We start from the raw sequence: 15,306 nt of genomic DNA, 5'->3' as shown, positions 1-15,306 counted from the left end.
TTGCCGGTCTCCCACCGGCAAGATGGTTTTTGCGTGCGGAGAGATGTCCGAGTGGTTGAAGGAGCACGCCTGGAAAGTGTGTATACGGCTTATCCCCGTATCGAGGGTTCGAATCCCTCTCTCTCCGCCAGATATTGAAAGATGCGACGGCTTGGAAGCTGGCGCAAAGTTGTAAGAACACGGATGAGAGAGAGGGTGAGAACCCTCTTGGTTCGACAAATTCGTCTGGAACGAATTTGGACAGCCGAAGGCTGGCCCCGGAGCGCGGAGGGGTGAGGCCCAAGGACGGGCCGAACAATCCCTCTCTCTCCGCCAAATTCAACGAGATGAGCGACGGTTGCTGAACCGACGTGCATCCAGGGCTTCGATGCCCACCCCTATGGTGGCCCCGTCGGTCCCCCCGCGACGATAGTTCGCAAACCCCGCCAGGTCCGGAAGGAAGCAACGGTAGCGAATGATTCGGGTGCCGGGGTGTGGCTGGCGGGGCCGCCACCTTTTCGGGCGCCGCTCGGTTCGCATGACTTGCCACCCTGGACTTGGCACAATCGCTCTTTAGACCCAAGCAGCGTTAACGCATGTCCTATCAGGTACTCGCGCGTAAGTGGCGCCCCCGCAAGTTCGCCGAACTCGTCGGTCAGGAGCATGTCGTACGCGCCCTCACCAACGCCCTGGATAGCGGGCGCATGCACCACGCCTATCTGTTCACCGGCACGCGCGGCGTGGGCAAGACCACCATCGCGCGCATCTTCGCCAAGTCGCTGAACTGCGAGCGCGGTGAATCGGCCGATCCCTGCGGCGAATGCGCGGTATGCACGGCGGTCGACGCCGGCCGCTTCGTGGATCTGCTGGAAATCGACGCCGCCAGCAACACCGGCGTGGACGACGTGCGCGAGGTGATCGAGAACGCGCAGTACGCACCGGCGCGCGGCCGCTTCAAGGTCTATCTGGTGGACGAAGTGCACATGCTCTCCAAGCCCGCCTTCAACGCCTTGTTGAAGACGCTGGAAGAGCCGCCGCCGCACGTGAAGTTCCTGCTCGCCACCACCGATCCGCAAAAGCTGCCGGTGACGGTGCTGTCGCGCTGCCTGCGCTTCAACCTCAAGCGCCTGCTGCCGGATCAGATCGCCGGCCAGATGCGCCACATCCTCGGCGCCGAGCATCTGGAATACGACGATGCGGCCATCGTGGAGCTTTCCCGCGCGGCGGATGGCTCGATGCGTGACGGCCTCTCGCTGCTGGACCAGGCGATCGCCTATGGCGGCGGCACGCTGAAGGCGGACGACGTGCGCGCCATGCTCGGCAGCGTCGAGCGTGGACAGGTGCTTGGCTTGCTCGATGCACTTGCGGCCGGCGATGGCCAACAGCTGATGGCCGAATGCACGCGCATCGCGTCGTTCTCGCCGGATTTCGGCAGCGTGCTGGACGATCTGGCTGCATCGCTGCATCGCATCCAGCTGCTGCAGCTCGTACCCGGTTACCGGCTCGATCAGAACGAGGGTGATGACCCGGCCTTGACCAGCCTGGCCGAGCGCATGACGCCCGAAGACGTGCAGCTCTATTACCAGATCGCCACCGCTGGCCGCCGCGACCTGTCGCTTGCGCCTGACACGCGCACCGGTTTCGAGATGGCTTTGTTGCGCATGCTGGCGTTTCGCCCCGGCGACGACGCGGCACCGGTCGCGGCATCGGGCGGTCAACGTTCGCCTGCGCCATCGCGTCAGCCCGCTGCGCCACCGGCATCTGCGGGGGCGCCCGCGCCAAGCATGCGCGCCGCGCCCCCTGCGCATTCGGGGCCACCCACACCGCAACGCGAGCATGCCGCGCCTGCTGCGCCACCCGTGGAGGCCCCTCAACGCGTTGCCAGCCCGGGTGGCTTGCCCGATTGGGAAGCACTGATCCGGCGCGCCGATCTGCGCGGCCCGCTCGGCCAGCTCGCGCAAAACTCGGCACTTCGCGGCCGGGAAGGGCATACGCTGGTGCTCGCCTTGCAACCCACGCACATGCATCTGGCGGTCGAACCGATCGTGAGCCAGATCGCCGACCGGCTCAGCGAAGCGATGGGCGAACCGATTCGCCTGCGCTTCGTCGAAGACAGTCATGGCGCTGCGCATACGCCGGCGGCGCGTGCGGCCGAAGCACGCAGCGCGGCGCAATCGGCGGCCGAGGCCTCGATCGAGGGCGATCCGCTGGTGCAGACGCTGAAGCGCGAGTTCGGTGCGCGCGTGGTGCCGCAATCCGTCAAACCTTTTGAACCCTGATGTTGGAGTACACGTGTTATGAGAGGACAACTTGGCCAGCTGATGCAGCAGGCGCAGCGCATGCAGGAAGACATGAAGCGCGCGCAGGAAGAAATCGCCAAGCTTGAGGTCACCGGCACCTCCGGGGGCGGCCTGGTCAGCGTCTTGATGACGGGGGCGCATGAAGTGCGCCGCGTGCAGATCGACCGCCAATTGTTTGCCGACGATCCGGAAATGGCTGAAGATCTGGTCGCTGCCGCCATCAACGATGCGGTCAACAAGGTGGCCGAAGCGAGCAAGAACAAGCTGGGCGGCATCACCGCCGGCATGAATTTGCCGGCCGGGTTCAAGATGCCGTTTTGATGCCGTTCCCTCTCCCGAAGAGGGAACAAGCGAAACCATGAGCTCCTCGCCCCTCCTCACTGAACTCATCGAAGCCTTGCGCTGCCTTCCGGGTGTCGGCGGCAAGAGCGCACAGCGGATGGCGTTCCACCTGCTGGAGCGCGAACGCGAGCGCGGGCTGAAGCTGGCCAGTGTGCTGCAGCAGGCGATGCAGAAAATCGGCCATTGCACGCGCTGCCGCAACTTCAGCGAAACGACGGTGTGCGCCATTTGCGCGAGCAGCAGCCGCGACCGGCACGTGCTGTGCGTGGTGGAATCGCCCACCGATCTTGCCGCCATCGAACAGGCGACCGGTTATCGCGGCCAGTACTTCGTCTTGATGGGACGTTTGTCACCGCTGGATGGCCTGGGACCGGAGGAGCTCGGCCTCGGGCTGCTGACCGAGCGCTTGGCCGAAGGCGAAGTGGAAGAACTGATTCTTGCCACCAATCCCACCGTGGAAGGCGAGGCGACGGCGCACTATCTGGCCCAGCTTGCACGCGCGGCAGGCATTCGGCCGACGCGGCTGGCGCACGGCGTGCCGTTGGGGGGCGAGTTGGAATATGTAGATCGCGGCACCTTGGCGCATGCCTTCGGTAGCCGGCAATCCATTGATTGAGGAGACGCACATGGGTGACACCATCTTCGGCAAGATCGTCCGGCGCGAAATTCCGGCCGATATCGTCTACGAGAATGACGACGTGCTCGCTTTCAAGGATCTCAACCCGCAGGCGCCGGTGCACGTGTTGTTCGTGCCCAAGCGCGCACTCGCCACCTTGAACGACGCCACGCCCGCGGATGCCGAACTGCTTGGCAAGCTCATGCTTGCCGCCGCCAATTACGCGAAGGCACAAGCCTTCGACAAGGACGGTTACCGTGTGGTGGTCAACTGCAACGAACACGGCGGGCAGACCGTGTTCCATCTGCATGTGCACCTGCTGGCGGGCCGACGCATGCATTGGCCGCCGGGTTGATGCATTTCCTGCTTCGCGACATGCAAAGAAAAACGCCGGCAGATGCCGGCGTTTTTCATCGTGGTTTGCTTGCGCCGATCAGCGGTGGCGATGAACCACGATCACCCGCGGCGAGTACCAGCCGCCCCAGCCGCCCCAACCGCCCCAGTAAGGGCCACCCCAATACGGACCCCAGGAGGGCCCCCAGAAGGGGTCATACCAGCCCGGACCGTACGGATAACCGACCACCACCGGACGCTTCGGCCACAGGTAGACCACATCGGCTTCGACGCGTGGGTAAGCGTAGTCGTAATCCCCGACCTTGCGGCTGACCGTGCCTTGGACCGCACCCGTCACGGAGATTTCGCGACCGGGCTTGAAGACTTCAGGATCGTAGAAGCCGGGACGGCACGCCACGAAGCGGCCCTGGGTGTTGCTGTTGTCGCCCGATACCGGACGGGCTTCATCGTCGAGCGGGCGGCTCAAGACATAGAAGCAGGTAGCGTTCTGGCTCGGTTCGGTGCTGATGATGCTGCCGCCCCAGCGCACTTGCGTGCCGTTGGCGGTGCTGCCTTGCTGGACGCTGGCAGTGGTGATGGGGGCGAAATTGCCCTGCAACGGCTTCGGCACCGTGGCGCACGCGGCCAACAGGGTGGAAAGCGCTGCAAGACTGATGATTCTGTATAGGGGAGACATGACGTGTTTCTCCATCTGGGGCGGGTGCATGCTACATCGTTGCGCCATGTTCAGACCATGCGGCGCGGGCGGAAATTCCGTACCGCCTGCCTGAAGGCGCGCAAGTATTCCGTGGAAGGTTCGAGAGTGGCGTAGCGCAGTTCGATATAGCACCTCATCAAATGGTCCAGTTCCGCGCGTTGACCGGGTAGCGCACGGCTGGCGCGACGAAGGAAGTGCTGTGGCCCTTCGCTGCGCCGGCGTATGACGCCGGCTTGCGCAAGCTTGCGTTCCAGCGAGCGCAGTGCTGCGAGAGCCGGGTCGCCTTCCGGTCGACGCCACAACGCCCACGCCAGGCCCAATGCTCCGAACGCCGCCATGCAGATCACCAGCAGCCTGGTCAGCAGGCCGATGTCTGCCTCGCGGATACCGAACGGGATCAGTAGTCCGCGCTGGCGCAACGCGTCGAAACCGATAACGCTTTGGTTCCACCATCGGTTGACGATGTCCCAATGGTTGCGCATCGATTCCAGGAAGCCCTCCTGATACCAGGGCAGCTGATTGCCGGCGGCACTGGCCGCACCCAGGGAGATGCGTTGCGGGCGCACGGCCGCGGTGGGATCGACGCGCACCCAGCCGCGCCCTTCCAGCCATACCTCGCTCCAGGCATGCGCATCGGCATTGCGCACCAGCAAGTACTGGCCCATGTTGTTCCAGAACCCGCCCTGGAAGCCGGTGACCACGCGTGCGGGAATGCCCGCGGCGCGCATCAGCACGGTGAAGGCGGAGGCGTAGTGTTCGCAAAAACCTTCGCGCGTACTGAACAGAAAATCATCGACCGCATTACGGCCCAGCGGCGCCGGCAGCAGGGTGTAGCTGAAACCGTCGTCATGGAACATGTTCAAGGCTGCCCGGATGATCGCCGCGTTATCGCGCCCGTACCGTTGGCGCCATTGCTCGGCGAGCGCGTGGGTGCGCGGGTCGAAGCCGTCCGGCAGTTGCAGGGCATGCATGCGCGTGTCGATGTCCAGGGTCGGCTGCAAGCGGTAGCTCACCGCCGAGCGCAGGTCGTATTCCCGCACTTCATCGATCGGCTTGTCCGCAAAGACTTCACCGTCCGTATGCGCTTGCGACTGCGCCGGCGCTGCCAGCGGCACATCCAGCGTAGGTAGCACGTGCTGATGCGTGGGTTCCAGGCTGATGTGGTAGCGGATCGTCTTGGCGGCTTCGACTGGTATGGACGTGCTTTGCGGCTGCTCGGATCGCTGCCAGTCCCGGCCGTCGTAGTTCCACATCACGAAGGCGCGGAAATAGCGCTTGTCTTGCGGCGGCGGCGGCCCCTCGAAACTCACGCGTATGGCGGCGGTGTCGTCGGTGAGCAGTTCGTTGAATTCGCTGGGCGACATATGGTCCGCGAGGCCGGTGCGCGCCGCCGACTGGTTGTTGTTGCCCCACAGCGGTGTACTCAGCCGAGGAACCAGTACGAAGGCGGCAAGCGCCAATGGCAAGGAGGCACCCAACAACCCCAGCGCCGGCAGCAATTGGCGCGGCAGCGCGGGCGAAGCCTGCGTGGGTTCGAGCGAACGCCAGGTCGTCAATGCCGGCAGCAGGCCGAGCGCTACCACGAAGGTGGCCACCATGCCTTGACCGAACAGCAACGCGGCCATCAACAGGAAGCATGCGAAGGCGGCGGCGACGCGCGCATCGCGCGGCGCTTCGCTTTCGGTGAGCTTCAGGACGAGCAAGCCCGCGGCGAGCGCCGAACCGGGCTCGCGACCGAACAGGTTGCCGTAGCCAAGCACGACGGCGCCGACCAGCACGGCCAGCAGCGGCAGTTTCAACCAGCCGGGCACGCGTGCAGGCCGATAGCGGCGCTGCCACCAGCGCAGTGCAAGCGCCACGAACAGCCCCAGCGTCAGCCCGATGGGCAGATGGCTGGCGTGAACCGCCAGTACAAAGGCGGTAGTGATGCATAGCAGATCGAACGTGCGGTCGCTGATCCGCTCCTGCACATGAGGCTTGGCCTGCCGCCAGCGGATCATGGAATCACGGCCAGTGCGCTCATGCAGCGCGCGTAATGCGAGGGGCCACCGCCGATGCCGATCGCCTCGCTGGGCAACCACAGGCTCCATTGCCGCCCTTGCGCCTGGGCTTCGCCCAACCAGCGCGCGAGCCGCGCGATGCGCGCTTCGTTGTCGAGCCCGCGCAGGTGGCGCCAATCCAGCCGCCATTCCTGATTGCCCTGGGGTTGCTCGTAGTCTTTCACCAGCAGGTTTTCATGCCGAGCGCTGGCCTTCCATGCAACGTGGCGCATGGAGTCGCCGCTACGGTAATCGCGCAGCGAAGCGAGGTCTTCGCCACGATGCAGGCGCTGCCTGCGGTGGTCTTCCAGCGGCAATGCCGGAGCAGGACCGCCGATTTCCGGCCGTGGCCACACGAGCACCGCGTAATGCGGGTTCACCCAGCTCCATGCGCGAAACAGGCCCATCGGCCAGGTGGTCCAGATGCGCAGGCGCGGTATCGACAGCCAGCCGCGATGTTCGGTAAGGATGCTGACGGTGACGTCGGCACGGCCGTTCACATCGAAAGCCTGTGTCACCTCGCCGATATCCAGCCGCACGGCCTGGCGCTTATGCCGGGCTTCGACATCGAACGTCACGTCGATCGGATCGCCTGCCACGGCATGGCCCGCGCGCACGCCGCGTATGCGCAGACCGTTCAAGGTGCGAAACGCCACCAGCATGCTGATCGACGTCGCTGCACCAAGCAGGCAGGTAAGCAACAGCCCTGCGTTGTTCGAATAATTGAGGCTGCCGACCATCATCACCAGCAACAGCAGGGTGAACGCCATGCCGAATCCGGTCGGCACGATGTAGATGCGCCGGCGATGCAGTTCGATCGGCAGGTCTTCCTGGCGCCGATGCCGGGTCAAGGCTGGCAAGCGACGTTCGGCCCAATGCTGCAGGCGCTGCCACTCGGTTCGTATCGACATGTTTCCTCAGTCGACGGCGACTTCGTTCAACAGTGTACGGGCGAGGGTGTCGCCATTCGCGCCGCGGGCGGCTACCAGCCGGTGTGCGGCCAGCGGCACGAACAGTGCCTGCAGATCTTCCGGCAACACATGGCCGCGATCGCTGAGCATGGCCCAGGCACGCGCGGCGGCCAGCAACGAAAGACCGGCGCGTGGCGAAAGACCCACGCGAATCTCCGGATGGCGGCGGCTTGCCGCCAGCAGGGCCTGCAGATAATCGAGCAGGGCAGGGCTGGCGGTGATGGATTTCGACTGCCGATTCAAGGCAGCGAGATTGGCGGCATCCAGTTGTGGAACCAGATGGGTGAGCAGGTCGCGTCGATCGCTGCCGATGAGCAGTTCGCGCTCGGCGCTGGCGTCGGGGTAATCCAGCGAGACGCGCAGCATGAAGCGATCCAGTTGCGAATCGGGCAGCGGGAACGTGCCGGCCAGGTCGAGCGGGTTCTGCGTGGCCACCACGAAGAACGGATCGGGCAAGGCATGGGTCTGGCCATCCACCGTGACCTGCTTTTCGGCCATCGCTTCCAGCAAGGCGCTTTGCGTTTTCGGCGTGGCGCGGTTGATTTCATCGGCAAGCAACAGGCCGGCGAATACCGGGCCGGGATGAAAACGGAACTGTGCCGTCTCGCGCTCGTACATGCTGACCCCGATAATGTCGGACGGCAGCAGATCGCTGGTGAACTGCACGCGCTGGAAGTCCAGTGCGAAACTCGCTGCCAGCGCATGCGCCAACGTAGTCTTGCCGACGCCCGGTACGTCCTCCAGCAACAGGTGGCCGCCTGCAATCAGGCAGGTGAAAGCCAGCTTGACCTGGCGTGCCTTGCCGAGCAGCACTTTGTTGACTTGGGCGATGGCGGCGTGAAGGCGCTTTTGCAGGTTTTCATCACGAAGCGGAGTGATGGCTGACATGGGTTTGCGGGAACCGAGGACAGATGGGGAAGGCGATGCCAGTGTAGTCGCCAGTATCGCGCGCTGGCGAGCGGCTTTCGTCACAGTGTTCCTTGCTCTGTCGGTGGTGAAGCTGCTGCTTGTCCTGAGCGTCCAGCCGTTCGGGGACGAAGCGTTCTACTGGGAAGAAAGCCGCCACCTTGCCTGGGGCTACAGCGATCTGCCGCCGTTGACGGCCTGGCTGATCCGCCTGGGTGAGAGCGTGGCGGGGCATGGACTTCTGGGCATGCGCTGGCCGTTTCTGTTGTTGGGCGGTGCGTTGCCATGGCTGCTGGTGTTGTGCGGCCGTCGTGCCTTCGGTGCGCGGACTGGTTGGCAGGCTGGCTTGCTGTGCCTATGCCTGCCGTTGGCCGGCAGCCTGGGCGTGATGGCGATGCCCGACGTACCGCTTACCGTTGCGGGACTCGTTGCCATGTATGCGCTGCTGCGTGGGATGGATGAGAATCGATGGCGCGATTGGCTGCTATTGGGCATGGCCCTCGCATGTTGTTGGATGAGCCACTATCGCGCGGCCATGTACATGCTCGCTGGCCTGCTGTTGATGTTGTTGACGCCGCGTGGACGCATGCAATGGCGGCGAGAGGGTTTCTGGTTGGCGATGTTCATTGGAGCGCTGGGCCTGGTGCCCTTGCTGATATCCAATTGGCAGCAGCACGGCGCCGGTATTGCCTTTCAGTTGATCGAGCGCAATCCGTGGCGTTTCCACGCCGATGCGCTGGTGCAGCCGCTGGAGCAGGCGGTGACGTGTACGCCGCTGTTGTATGCATGTTTGCTATGGGCCGCGTGGCAATGCTGGCGTCGGCGTCGTGAAGGCGCTCCGTGGGATGTGCTGGCGTGGTTGTCGCTCACTTTCATCGTTGTTTATTTCGTGGCCGGATTGGTTGCCGACAACGAACGTTTTCGTGTGCATTGGCCGTTGCCAGGTTATTTGCCTTTGCTGGCGGCCTTGCCGGCGCTGCTGGATCGATCGACAGGTAGTCGCGCTTGGCGCGTGGTGGCGATATGGGGAGCGCTGCTTGCGCTGCTGGTGCAAGCGGCAGGATTGATTTGCCTGGGACTGACTGCGTTTCCAGATGCGGCAAAGACAACGGGTGCTGCCCGTATCGTGCCGACGGCTTTCGTCGGTTGGCATGAAAGCGCCAGCGTCGCCCGGCAGCAGATCATGCTGCAACCGGCCTTGCTGGTCGCAGACAATTTCATGATGGCTGCCGAGCTGGATTTTCAGTTCGACGGCAAGCGCGAGATCTACACACTCGACCATCCGCTCAACGTGAAATACGGACGCGCGCCGCAGCTTGCGATATGGGCGATGGATGAAACCGCGCTTCGCCGCGAACATGCTGGTGCTTCGATGCTGCTGGTGGTCGATGAAAACGCTGCACGCGGACGCGAGCGTGAGGCATGGCTGGATTCGCTATGTGCGCGTATCGATGACTTGCGGTTCGTGCAGCGTCTGAGTCTGCTGGATGGGCGCAAGCGTGTTGCGTTTTATCGCGGACAGGTTGCGCATGCTATGCATGCAACCCATGCGGGTGATTGCGTGGCATGGAAGGCCTACGCTTCGGACTTGTAGGCTGGATTTCCCCAACCTATGGAGGTGCTACGGCACATCAAGGCCAGCTTCGCGCAATAGTCTCGCTAGCGCCATCAACGGCAAGCCGATCAATGCGGTTGGATCGTCGTTCTCAATGCGCTCGAACAAGCTGATGCCGAGTCCTTCGCATTTGAAACTTCCGGCGCAATCCAATGGCTGCTCGCGCTCGATGTAACGGCTGATTTCTTTAGATGGCAGCACGCGAAAATGCACGCGCGTGAGATCGAGATGCGTGCGTTGCTGTGCGTTGGCGGTATCGAGCACGCATAGCGCCGTGTGAAAGGAAACGATGTGGCCGGAGCAACTGCCCAATTGCGCATGCGCACGCTCTACGGAGCCGGGCTTTTCCAGTAGCAGGCCCCCGAGTTCAGCAACTTGATCCGAGCCGATGACCAGGGCATCGGTCAAGCCGTTGCCCGCGTCCGTGGCTTTGGCGATGGCCAGCCGCATGGCGCGTGCGGCTGGCGCTTCTCCGGGCAGTTCGGTTTCAGACGTGCCCGGTGCCCGCTGTTCGAAGGGCAGGCCCAGTCGTCCAAGCAAGCCGGCGCGGTAGCGGGAAGTGGAGCCGAGCACCAGCCGTCGCTGGTGGCTCATGAATGCGAGTCCTGGCGGATGTGTTCGCGCATGGCGCTGTCCAGCTCGTCCTGTGCCTCGCCGAGGGCCTGCAGCAGCGGGCGGAGCCGATCGCGGGTCTGGCCCATGGCCTGCGCGGCGGCGTCCAGTTCTCTCAGGCTGGCGGTGGGGGCATGGTCGCGGATCCAGATGCGCTGCTGCAGCAAGGCACGCAGGCCGGCGTCCACCGCGTTGGCGGCTTCCTGCTCACTGGCGGCTGGGAGATCAGGGTTCGTCGACATCACCGCGTGGGCCTGCTTGAGTTTGGCCCGGCAGGATTTGAGATCGGCCTCGACTCGATCGGCAAGCTCGAGCAGGCGCCTGAGGCTGGCGTTGCGCCGGTTCAGCCGGCGCAGCAGAAAGGTGCCGACGAGGGCGACGGCCACCAGAATGAACAGAGCGATCAATCCGATCGTGAGGGAAGTGTCCAAGGGAGGGCCGGCGTAGGGCTTAGGATGCGCGCAGTCTGCCGCATGCGTTCGGTTCAGGCAAAGCACGCAGTCGGGCGATGTGATGGCTTGCGCGGTTGACTTAACCTCCGGGGAAACTTACTATTTCCCGGTTATGTCCGCGACACTGCCAGAGTCCGTGGACGCTTGGCGCATGGTTTCCGCGCGGCGTTCGTTCCAGGGGTCACTGCCCATCGCCGCAATGCCTCGCCTCAGCGAGGCGCTGGCGGATGATGCAGGTTTGGCCCAGTACCAGCTCGACTTCGGTCGGGACGAGTTCGGCACCGCCTACGTCGAAGTTCGCGTCCAGGCGCCCTTGTGGCTGGTCTGCCAGCGTACGCTCGATCCGTTCGTCATGCCCATTGCGGTGGATAGCCGTCTGGGCCTGATCCGTACGGAGCAGGAGGAGGCCGGGCTTCCCTCAGGGGTCGAACCCTTGCTGGTCGCCGAGGACGGCAAGCTGAATCCGATCGATGTGATCGAGGACGAACTGTTGTTGGCGCTGCCGCTGATACCGGTCAATCCGGACGCTGCATTGCCTGAAGAAGTCACACGCCCGCCGGCGGAAGCGATTCCTGCCGAAGAGCGTCCCGATAACCCGTTCGCGGTGTTGCGCGAACTCAAGAACAAATGATTTAGCTGGAGAAACCACCATGGCCGTTCAAAAGAGCCGCAAGACCCCGTCCACCCGCGGCATGCGTCGCTCGCACGACAAGCTGAGCACCGTGCAGTTGGCCACCGACCAGACCAGCGGCGAAGTGCATCGTCGTCACCACGTGACCGCCGATGGCTACTACCGCGGCAAGAAGGTGATCGACACCAACACCGCGGTGGTCGACGAAGACTGATCGGTCGAAACCTGTTGGTTTCGTTCGCAAAGCGGCGCGGCAACGCGCCGCTTTGCGTTCTGCTACGCCGGCGTGCCTATTGAATGGGTTCCCACGGCAACGTAACGTTGCGGGTCTGGGTGTTCGGGTCACCGTGCAAAGTGGGTGACATCAGGCACCTTCGCCCGCTGATGGATATTCAATGACCCAGATCTATTCCCGCATCGTCGGCACCGGCAGCGCCTTGCCGGAGCGTGTTCTTACCAATGCCGATCTCGAAAAGTTCGTCGACACCAGCGACGAATGGATTCGCGAACGCACCGGCATTCGCCAGCGCCACGTCGCTGCCGATGGGGAAACCACGGGAGATTTGTCCACGCTGGCCGCGCAACGCGCGCTCGATGCGGCTGGCGTCAAGGCATCCGAACTCGATCTGATCGTGCTGGGCACCACCACGCCCGACATCATTTTCCCTTCCACCGCATGCCTGGTGCAGCATCGCCTTGGCGCCAACGGTTGCGCGGCGTTCGACGTGAATGCCGCATGCTCCGGTTTCGTTTACGCCCTGGGCATTGCGGACAAGTTCATCCGTAGCTGCCAGTCGAAGAAAGTGCTGGTGATCGGCGCCGAAACGCTGACGCGCATGGTGCACTGGGAAGAGCGCGAAACCTGCGTGCTGTTCGGTGATGGTGCCGGCGCCGTGGTGTTGGAAGCCGCCAGTGAACCCGGTATTTACGCCACCTGCCTGCATGCCGATGGCGGCTACAAAGAGTTGCTCTGGAATCCGGTCGGCGTGTCCGTCGGTTTCAAGGATGACGAACCCAACCATGGCGTGCGCATCCGCATGGCCGGACGTGAAGTGTTCAAGGTTGCGGTGAAGACGCTCGATTCGCTGGTCGAGGAAACGCTCACTGCCGCCGGCATGGAGGCATCGCAACTGGATTGGCTGATTCCGCATCAAGCCAATTTGCGCATCATCGAAGCCACGGCAAAGCGTTTGAACATGTCGATGGAGCAGGTGATCGTCACCGTCGACAAGCATGCCAATACCTCTGCCGGCTCCGTGCCGCTTGCATTGGATTTCGCGGTGCGCTCGGGCAAGGTACGGCGTGGACAGAACCTGTTGCTGGAGGCCTTCGGTGGCGGATTTACCTGGGCCTCGGCCTTGTTGCGCTACTGATCCGAGCAAAGCAAAACTGCGTTGCCTATCTGCACACGCAGCCGAATACGGCTGCGTACGTCGTGCATTGATGGCACCATTTCGTTTTTCCTGATGGATTGCGCCTGTTCATGACCCGATCGTCCGCATCGCTCGCTTTCGTTTTTCCCGGCCAGGGTTCGCAGTCGGTCGGAATGCTGGCCGAACTGGCCGCGGCCCATGGCGAAGTGAAAGCCACGTTCGACGAAGCTTCTCAAGGCGCCGGCATTGATCTGTGGGCGCTCAGCCAACAAGGGCCGGAGGATCAACTCAACCGCACCGAGAACACGCAGCCGGCCTTGCTCGCGGCCAGCGTGGCGGTGTGGCGCGTGTGGCAGAAACTGGGCGGTGCACAGCCGTCGCAGTTGTCCGGTCACAGTCTTGGCGAATACAGCGCGCTGGTTTGTGCGGGCGCTTTGTCATTGCACGACGCAGCAGCGCTGGTGGCCGAACGTGGTCGTTTGATGCAAGCCGCAGTGCCGCCCGGCGTGGGCGCGATGGCTGCGATTCTTGGCGGCGACGATGCGCAAATCGCTGCGGTGTGCGAAGAAGTTGCGCAAGGGCAGGTGGTGGCGCCGGCCAACTACAACTCGCCCGGCCAGCTGGTGATTGCCGGCAACGCCGAAGCCGTCGATCGCGCGCTGGCGAAGCTCGCCGAGCAAGGCGTCAAAAAAGCGGTGAAGCTGGCGGTATCCGTCCCCTCGCATACCGCGCTGATGCGCGAGGCCGCCGACAAGCTGGGTGAGCGCATGGCATCCATCGCGTGGCACACACCGGCGATTTCGGTGGTGCAAAATGCGGAAGCACGCAGCTACGCCTCCGTGGAAGATATTCGCGGCGCCTTGCAACGCCAGCTTTACCTGCCGGTGCGCTGGACCGAATGCGTGCAGGCGCTGATAGCCGGCGGCGTCACGCAGCTTGCCGAATGCGGTCCAGGCAAGGTGCTGACCGGGCTGATCAAGCGCATCGACAAGAGCGTGGAAGCTCGCGCCATGGGTACGCCTGCCGATCTCGATGCCGTGCGCAGCGAGTGGGCCTGACGTTTTCTCTTCTTCGAATCACGCCTCACCGAAGGACACAAGCATGAGCACACTGCAGGGTGAAATTGCACTGGTTACGGGCGCCAGTCGCGGCATTGGCGCGGCGATCGCCGACGAACTTGCTGCCATGGGCGCCACCGTGATCGGCACGGCCACCAGTGAAGCCGGCGCCGCCGCCATCGGCGAACGGCTGGCTCCGCATGGCGGCCATGGACGTGTATTGAACGTCACGGATGCCACCTCGGTGGAGGCGCTGATTGACGATATCGCCAAGCAGCACGGCGCCGTATCGATCCTGGTCAACAATGCGGGCATCACGCGCGACCAGCTGCTGCTGCGCATGCGCGATGAAGACTGGCAGGCCGTTCTCGACACCAATCTCACATCGGTCTATCGCCTGTCCAAGGCGGTGATGCGCGGCATGATGAAGGCGCGCAAGGGCCGCATCATTTCGATCGCTTCGGTGATCGGTCTTACCGGTAATCCTGGCCAGGCCAACTATGCGGCGGCCAAGGCCGGCATCATTGCGTTCTCCAAATCGCTGGCTCGCGAAATCGGTTCGCGCAGCATCACCGTCAACGTGGTGGCTCCGGGCTTCATCGATACCGACATGACCCGGGGCCTGCCGGAAGAGTCCAAGCAAGCCCTGCTGGGCCAGATTGCGCTGGGCCGGTTTGGCGAAGCCAGCGACATTGCCAAGGCAGTGGGCTTCCTGGCATCGCCGGCGGCGGCGTACATCACTGGCGAGACATTGCATGTGAATGGCGGCATGTACATGCCGTAAGCGGTTGAGCCGAAAGGCCTGGCTTGAAAAGGGCGCGACCGGCTCAAGCTTGAGCTGTGTCGTGGCTCATCCCGTTTGAAATTGGTTACGGGCCGAAATCATCCGCAACAAAAAGTCGTCACGGGGGCCGTTTTGGGTGACAATCGCGGTTTCGCGCCGTGTGAAACCCGCGGCGGCTTGTATTCCTGGCATAATTGGCGGCTTCGCGGCTTAGCCACTACAATGCCGCAGACTTTGCCGGCGGAATCCGGCAAACGGACTAATTTCCCCTTGGGAGGCAAAGGCAACATGAGCACCATCGAAGAACGCGTCAAGAAAATCGTCGTCGAGCAGCTTGGCGTGAAAGAAGATGAGGTCCAACCGAACTCTTCGTTCGTAGACGATCTGGGCGCGGATTCGCTGGACACGGTTGAGCTGGTGATGGCGCTCGAAGAGGAATTCGAAACCGAAATTCCCGACGAGGAAGCCGAGAAGATCACCACCGTGCAGCAGGCTGTCGATTACATCAAGGCCCACACCAAGGAGTGATCTGCGTGGCGGGGCGCATACACTGTCGTCCCATGTACCACGTCGTGAA

17 protein-coding genes, 1 tRNA gene and 1 other RNA gene are annotated in these 15,306 nt (G+C 63.4%); 13 read left to right on the top strand and 6 right to left on the bottom strand.

Features of this window, described 5'->3' with window-relative positions; all coding sequences use genetic code 11:
* Window positions 1-37 precede the first annotated feature (37 nt).
* From V7M64_RS03115 to V7M64_RS03090, 6 genes are all read left to right on the top strand, one after another.
* A tRNA-Ser gene (locus V7M64_RS03115) sits at window positions 38-130 on the top strand.
* Window positions 131-389: 259 nt separating this feature from the next.
* An RNA gene (ffs, locus tag V7M64_RS03110) (signal recognition particle sRNA small type) lies at window positions 390-486 on the top strand.
* Between the two features lie 89 nt (window positions 487-575).
* Window positions 576-2,258 (top strand): DNA polymerase III subunit gamma/tau, encoded by a 1,683-nt coding sequence (dnaX, locus tag V7M64_RS03105; protein WP_333676950.1) that lies wholly within the window; start codon window positions 576-578, stop codon window positions 2,256-2,258.
* Between the two features lie 18 nt (window positions 2,259-2,276).
* Entirely contained in the window at window positions 2,277-2,600 is a 324-nt protein-coding gene (locus V7M64_RS03100) for a YbaB/EbfC family nucleoid-associated protein (protein WP_333676949.1), read from the top strand.
* Between the two features lie 37 nt (window positions 2,601-2,637).
* The gene (recR, locus tag V7M64_RS03095) at window positions 2,638-3,237 is read left to right on the top strand and encodes a recombination mediator RecR (RefSeq protein ID WP_333676948.1); all 600 of its coding nucleotides are present in this window, start codon (window positions 2,638-2,640) and stop codon (window positions 3,235-3,237) included.
* Between the two features lie 10 nt (window positions 3,238-3,247).
* Entirely contained in the window at window positions 3,248-3,592 is a 345-nt protein-coding gene (locus V7M64_RS03090; protein ID WP_333676946.1) for a histidine triad nucleotide-binding protein, read from the top strand.
* Window positions 3,593-3,670: 78 nt separating this feature from the next.
* Here V7M64_RS03090 and V7M64_RS03085 read toward each other — a convergent pair whose 3' ends face one another.
* The 4 genes from V7M64_RS03085 to V7M64_RS03070 are packed head-to-tail and all read right to left on the bottom strand — an operon-like array spanning window position 3,671 to window position 8,186.
* Window positions 3,671-4,267 carry a Slp family lipoprotein gene (locus tag V7M64_RS03085; RefSeq protein ID WP_333676945.1) on the bottom strand — a complete coding sequence of 199 codons (597 nt, stop codon included), beginning with the start codon at window positions 4,265-4,267 and terminating at the stop codon, window positions 3,671-3,673.
* A gap of 50 nt (window positions 4,268-4,317) precedes the next feature.
* A complete protein-coding gene (locus tag V7M64_RS03080; protein ID WP_333676944.1) occupies window positions 4,318-6,288 on the bottom strand; it encodes a DUF3488 and transglutaminase-like domain-containing protein in 1,971 nt (656 codons plus the stop codon).
* Window positions 6,285-7,232, bottom strand: coding sequence for a DUF58 domain-containing protein (locus tag V7M64_RS03075; protein ID WP_333676972.1), 948 nt, complete (start codon window positions 7,230-7,232; stop codon window positions 6,285-6,287). Before V7M64_RS03075 ends, V7M64_RS03080 begins: the two co-directional genes overlap by 4 nt.
* 12 nt (window positions 7,233-7,244) lie before the next feature.
* Window positions 7,245-8,186 carry an AAA family ATPase gene (locus V7M64_RS03070; RefSeq protein ID WP_333676943.1) on the bottom strand — a complete coding sequence of 314 codons (942 nt, stop codon included), beginning with the start codon at window positions 8,184-8,186 and terminating at the stop codon, window positions 7,245-7,247.
* On the opposite strand from V7M64_RS03070, the gene V7M64_RS03065 reads away from it, so the two are divergent.
* Window positions 8,176-9,798, top strand: coding sequence for a glycosyltransferase family 39 protein (locus V7M64_RS03065; protein WP_333676942.1), 1,623 nt, complete (start codon window positions 8,176-8,178; stop codon window positions 9,796-9,798). The two genes, V7M64_RS03070 and V7M64_RS03065, sit on opposite strands and share 11 nt — an antisense overlap.
* Before the next feature lie 27 nt (window positions 9,799-9,825).
* Here the strand turns inward: V7M64_RS03065 and V7M64_RS03060 are convergent, their stop codons facing one another.
* Together V7M64_RS03060 and V7M64_RS03055 are read right to left on the bottom strand one after the other, a co-directional pair.
* Entirely contained in the window at window positions 9,826-10,413 is a 588-nt protein-coding gene (locus V7M64_RS03060) for a Maf family nucleotide pyrophosphatase (protein WP_333676941.1), read from the bottom strand.
* Window positions 10,410-10,862 carry a hypothetical protein gene (locus V7M64_RS03055; RefSeq protein WP_333676940.1) on the bottom strand — a complete coding sequence of 151 codons (453 nt, stop codon included), beginning with the start codon at window positions 10,860-10,862 and terminating at the stop codon, window positions 10,410-10,412. Before V7M64_RS03055 ends, V7M64_RS03060 begins: the two co-directional genes overlap by 4 nt.
* Before the next feature lie 172 nt (window positions 10,863-11,034).
* On the opposite strand from V7M64_RS03055, the gene V7M64_RS03050 reads away from it, so the two are divergent.
* The 6 genes from V7M64_RS03050 to acpP all read left to right on the top strand — a co-directional run bounded on the left by V7M64_RS03050 (window position 11,035) and on the right by acpP (window position 15,257).
* Entirely contained in the window at window positions 11,035-11,514 is a 480-nt protein-coding gene (locus tag V7M64_RS03050) for a YceD family protein (protein WP_333676939.1), read from the top strand.
* A gap of 19 nt (window positions 11,515-11,533) precedes the next feature.
* Window positions 11,534-11,728 (top strand): 50S ribosomal protein L32, encoded by a 195-nt coding sequence (rpmF, locus tag V7M64_RS03045; protein WP_324147248.1) that lies wholly within the window; start codon window positions 11,534-11,536, stop codon window positions 11,726-11,728.
* A gap of 181 nt (window positions 11,729-11,909) precedes the next feature.
* The gene (locus V7M64_RS03040) at window positions 11,910-12,887 is read left to right on the top strand and encodes a beta-ketoacyl-ACP synthase III (protein ID WP_333676937.1); all 978 of its coding nucleotides are present in this window, start codon (window positions 11,910-11,912) and stop codon (window positions 12,885-12,887) included.
* A gap of 110 nt (window positions 12,888-12,997) precedes the next feature.
* Complete coding sequence (gene fabD, locus V7M64_RS03035; protein ID WP_333676936.1) at window positions 12,998-13,945, top strand: ACP S-malonyltransferase; 948 nt, start codon at window positions 12,998-13,000, stop codon at window positions 13,943-13,945.
* Between the two features lie 43 nt (window positions 13,946-13,988).
* The gene (fabG, locus tag V7M64_RS03030; protein WP_333676934.1) at window positions 13,989-14,729 is read left to right on the top strand and encodes a 3-oxoacyl-ACP reductase FabG; all 741 of its coding nucleotides are present in this window, start codon (window positions 13,989-13,991) and stop codon (window positions 14,727-14,729) included.
* 288 nt (window positions 14,730-15,017) lie between these two features.
* Window positions 15,018-15,257 (top strand): acyl carrier protein, encoded by a 240-nt coding sequence (gene acpP / locus V7M64_RS03025; RefSeq protein ID WP_233843052.1) that lies wholly within the window; start codon window positions 15,018-15,020, stop codon window positions 15,255-15,257.
* Window positions 15,258-15,306: the final 49 nt, after the last annotated feature.

The sequence above is a fragment of the Dyella sp. genome, from assembly GCF_036746095.1.
GTDB lineage: Bacteria > Pseudomonadota > Gammaproteobacteria > Xanthomonadales > Rhodanobacteraceae > Dyella_B.
This window is presented reverse-complemented; position numbering and strand designations above follow the sequence as displayed.

Excerpts from the sequence above, each read along its gene's own strand:
- V7M64_RS03085 (WP_333676945.1), bottom strand. The coding sequence starts at position 4,267 with ATGTCTCCCCTATACAGAATCATCAGTCTTGCAGCGCTTTCCACCCTG.
- V7M64_RS03040 (WP_333676937.1), top strand. The coding sequence starts at position 11,910 with ATGACCCAGATCTATTCCCGCATCGTCGGCACCGGCAGCGCCTTGCCG.
- V7M64_RS03060 (WP_333676941.1), bottom strand. The coding sequence starts at position 10,413 with ATGAGCCACCAGCGACGGCTGGTGCTCGGCTCCACTTCCCGCTACCGC.
- V7M64_RS03100 (WP_333676949.1), top strand. The coding sequence starts at position 2,277 with ATGAGAGGACAACTTGGCCAGCTGATGCAGCAGGCGCAGCGCATGCAG.
- fabD (WP_333676936.1), top strand. The coding sequence starts at position 12,998 with ATGACCCGATCGTCCGCATCGCTCGCTTTCGTTTTTCCCGGCCAGGGT.
- V7M64_RS03050 (WP_333676939.1), top strand. The coding sequence starts at position 11,035 with ATGGTTTCCGCGCGGCGTTCGTTCCAGGGGTCACTGCCCATCGCCGCA.
- fabG (WP_333676934.1), top strand. The coding sequence starts at position 13,989 with ATGAGCACACTGCAGGGTGAAATTGCACTGGTTACGGGCGCCAGTCGC.
- V7M64_RS03090 (WP_333676946.1), top strand. The coding sequence starts at position 3,248 with ATGGGTGACACCATCTTCGGCAAGATCGTCCGGCGCGAAATTCCGGCC.
- rpmF (WP_324147248.1), top strand. The coding sequence starts at position 11,534 with ATGGCCGTTCAAAAGAGCCGCAAGACCCCGTCCACCCGCGGCATGCGT.
- recR (WP_333676948.1), top strand. The coding sequence starts at position 2,638 with ATGAGCTCCTCGCCCCTCCTCACTGAACTCATCGAAGCCTTGCGCTGC.
- V7M64_RS03080 (WP_333676944.1), bottom strand. The coding sequence starts at position 6,288 with ATGATCCGCTGGCGGCAGGCCAAGCCTCATGTGCAGGAGCGGATCAGC.
- V7M64_RS03070 (WP_333676943.1), bottom strand. The coding sequence starts at position 8,186 with ATGTCAGCCATCACTCCGCTTCGTGATGAAAACCTGCAAAAGCGCCTT.
- dnaX (WP_333676950.1), top strand. The coding sequence starts at position 576 with ATGTCCTATCAGGTACTCGCGCGTAAGTGGCGCCCCCGCAAGTTCGCC.
- acpP (WP_233843052.1), top strand. The coding sequence starts at position 15,018 with ATGAGCACCATCGAAGAACGCGTCAAGAAAATCGTCGTCGAGCAGCTT.
- V7M64_RS03065 (WP_333676942.1), top strand. The coding sequence starts at position 8,176 with ATGGCTGACATGGGTTTGCGGGAACCGAGGACAGATGGGGAAGGCGAT.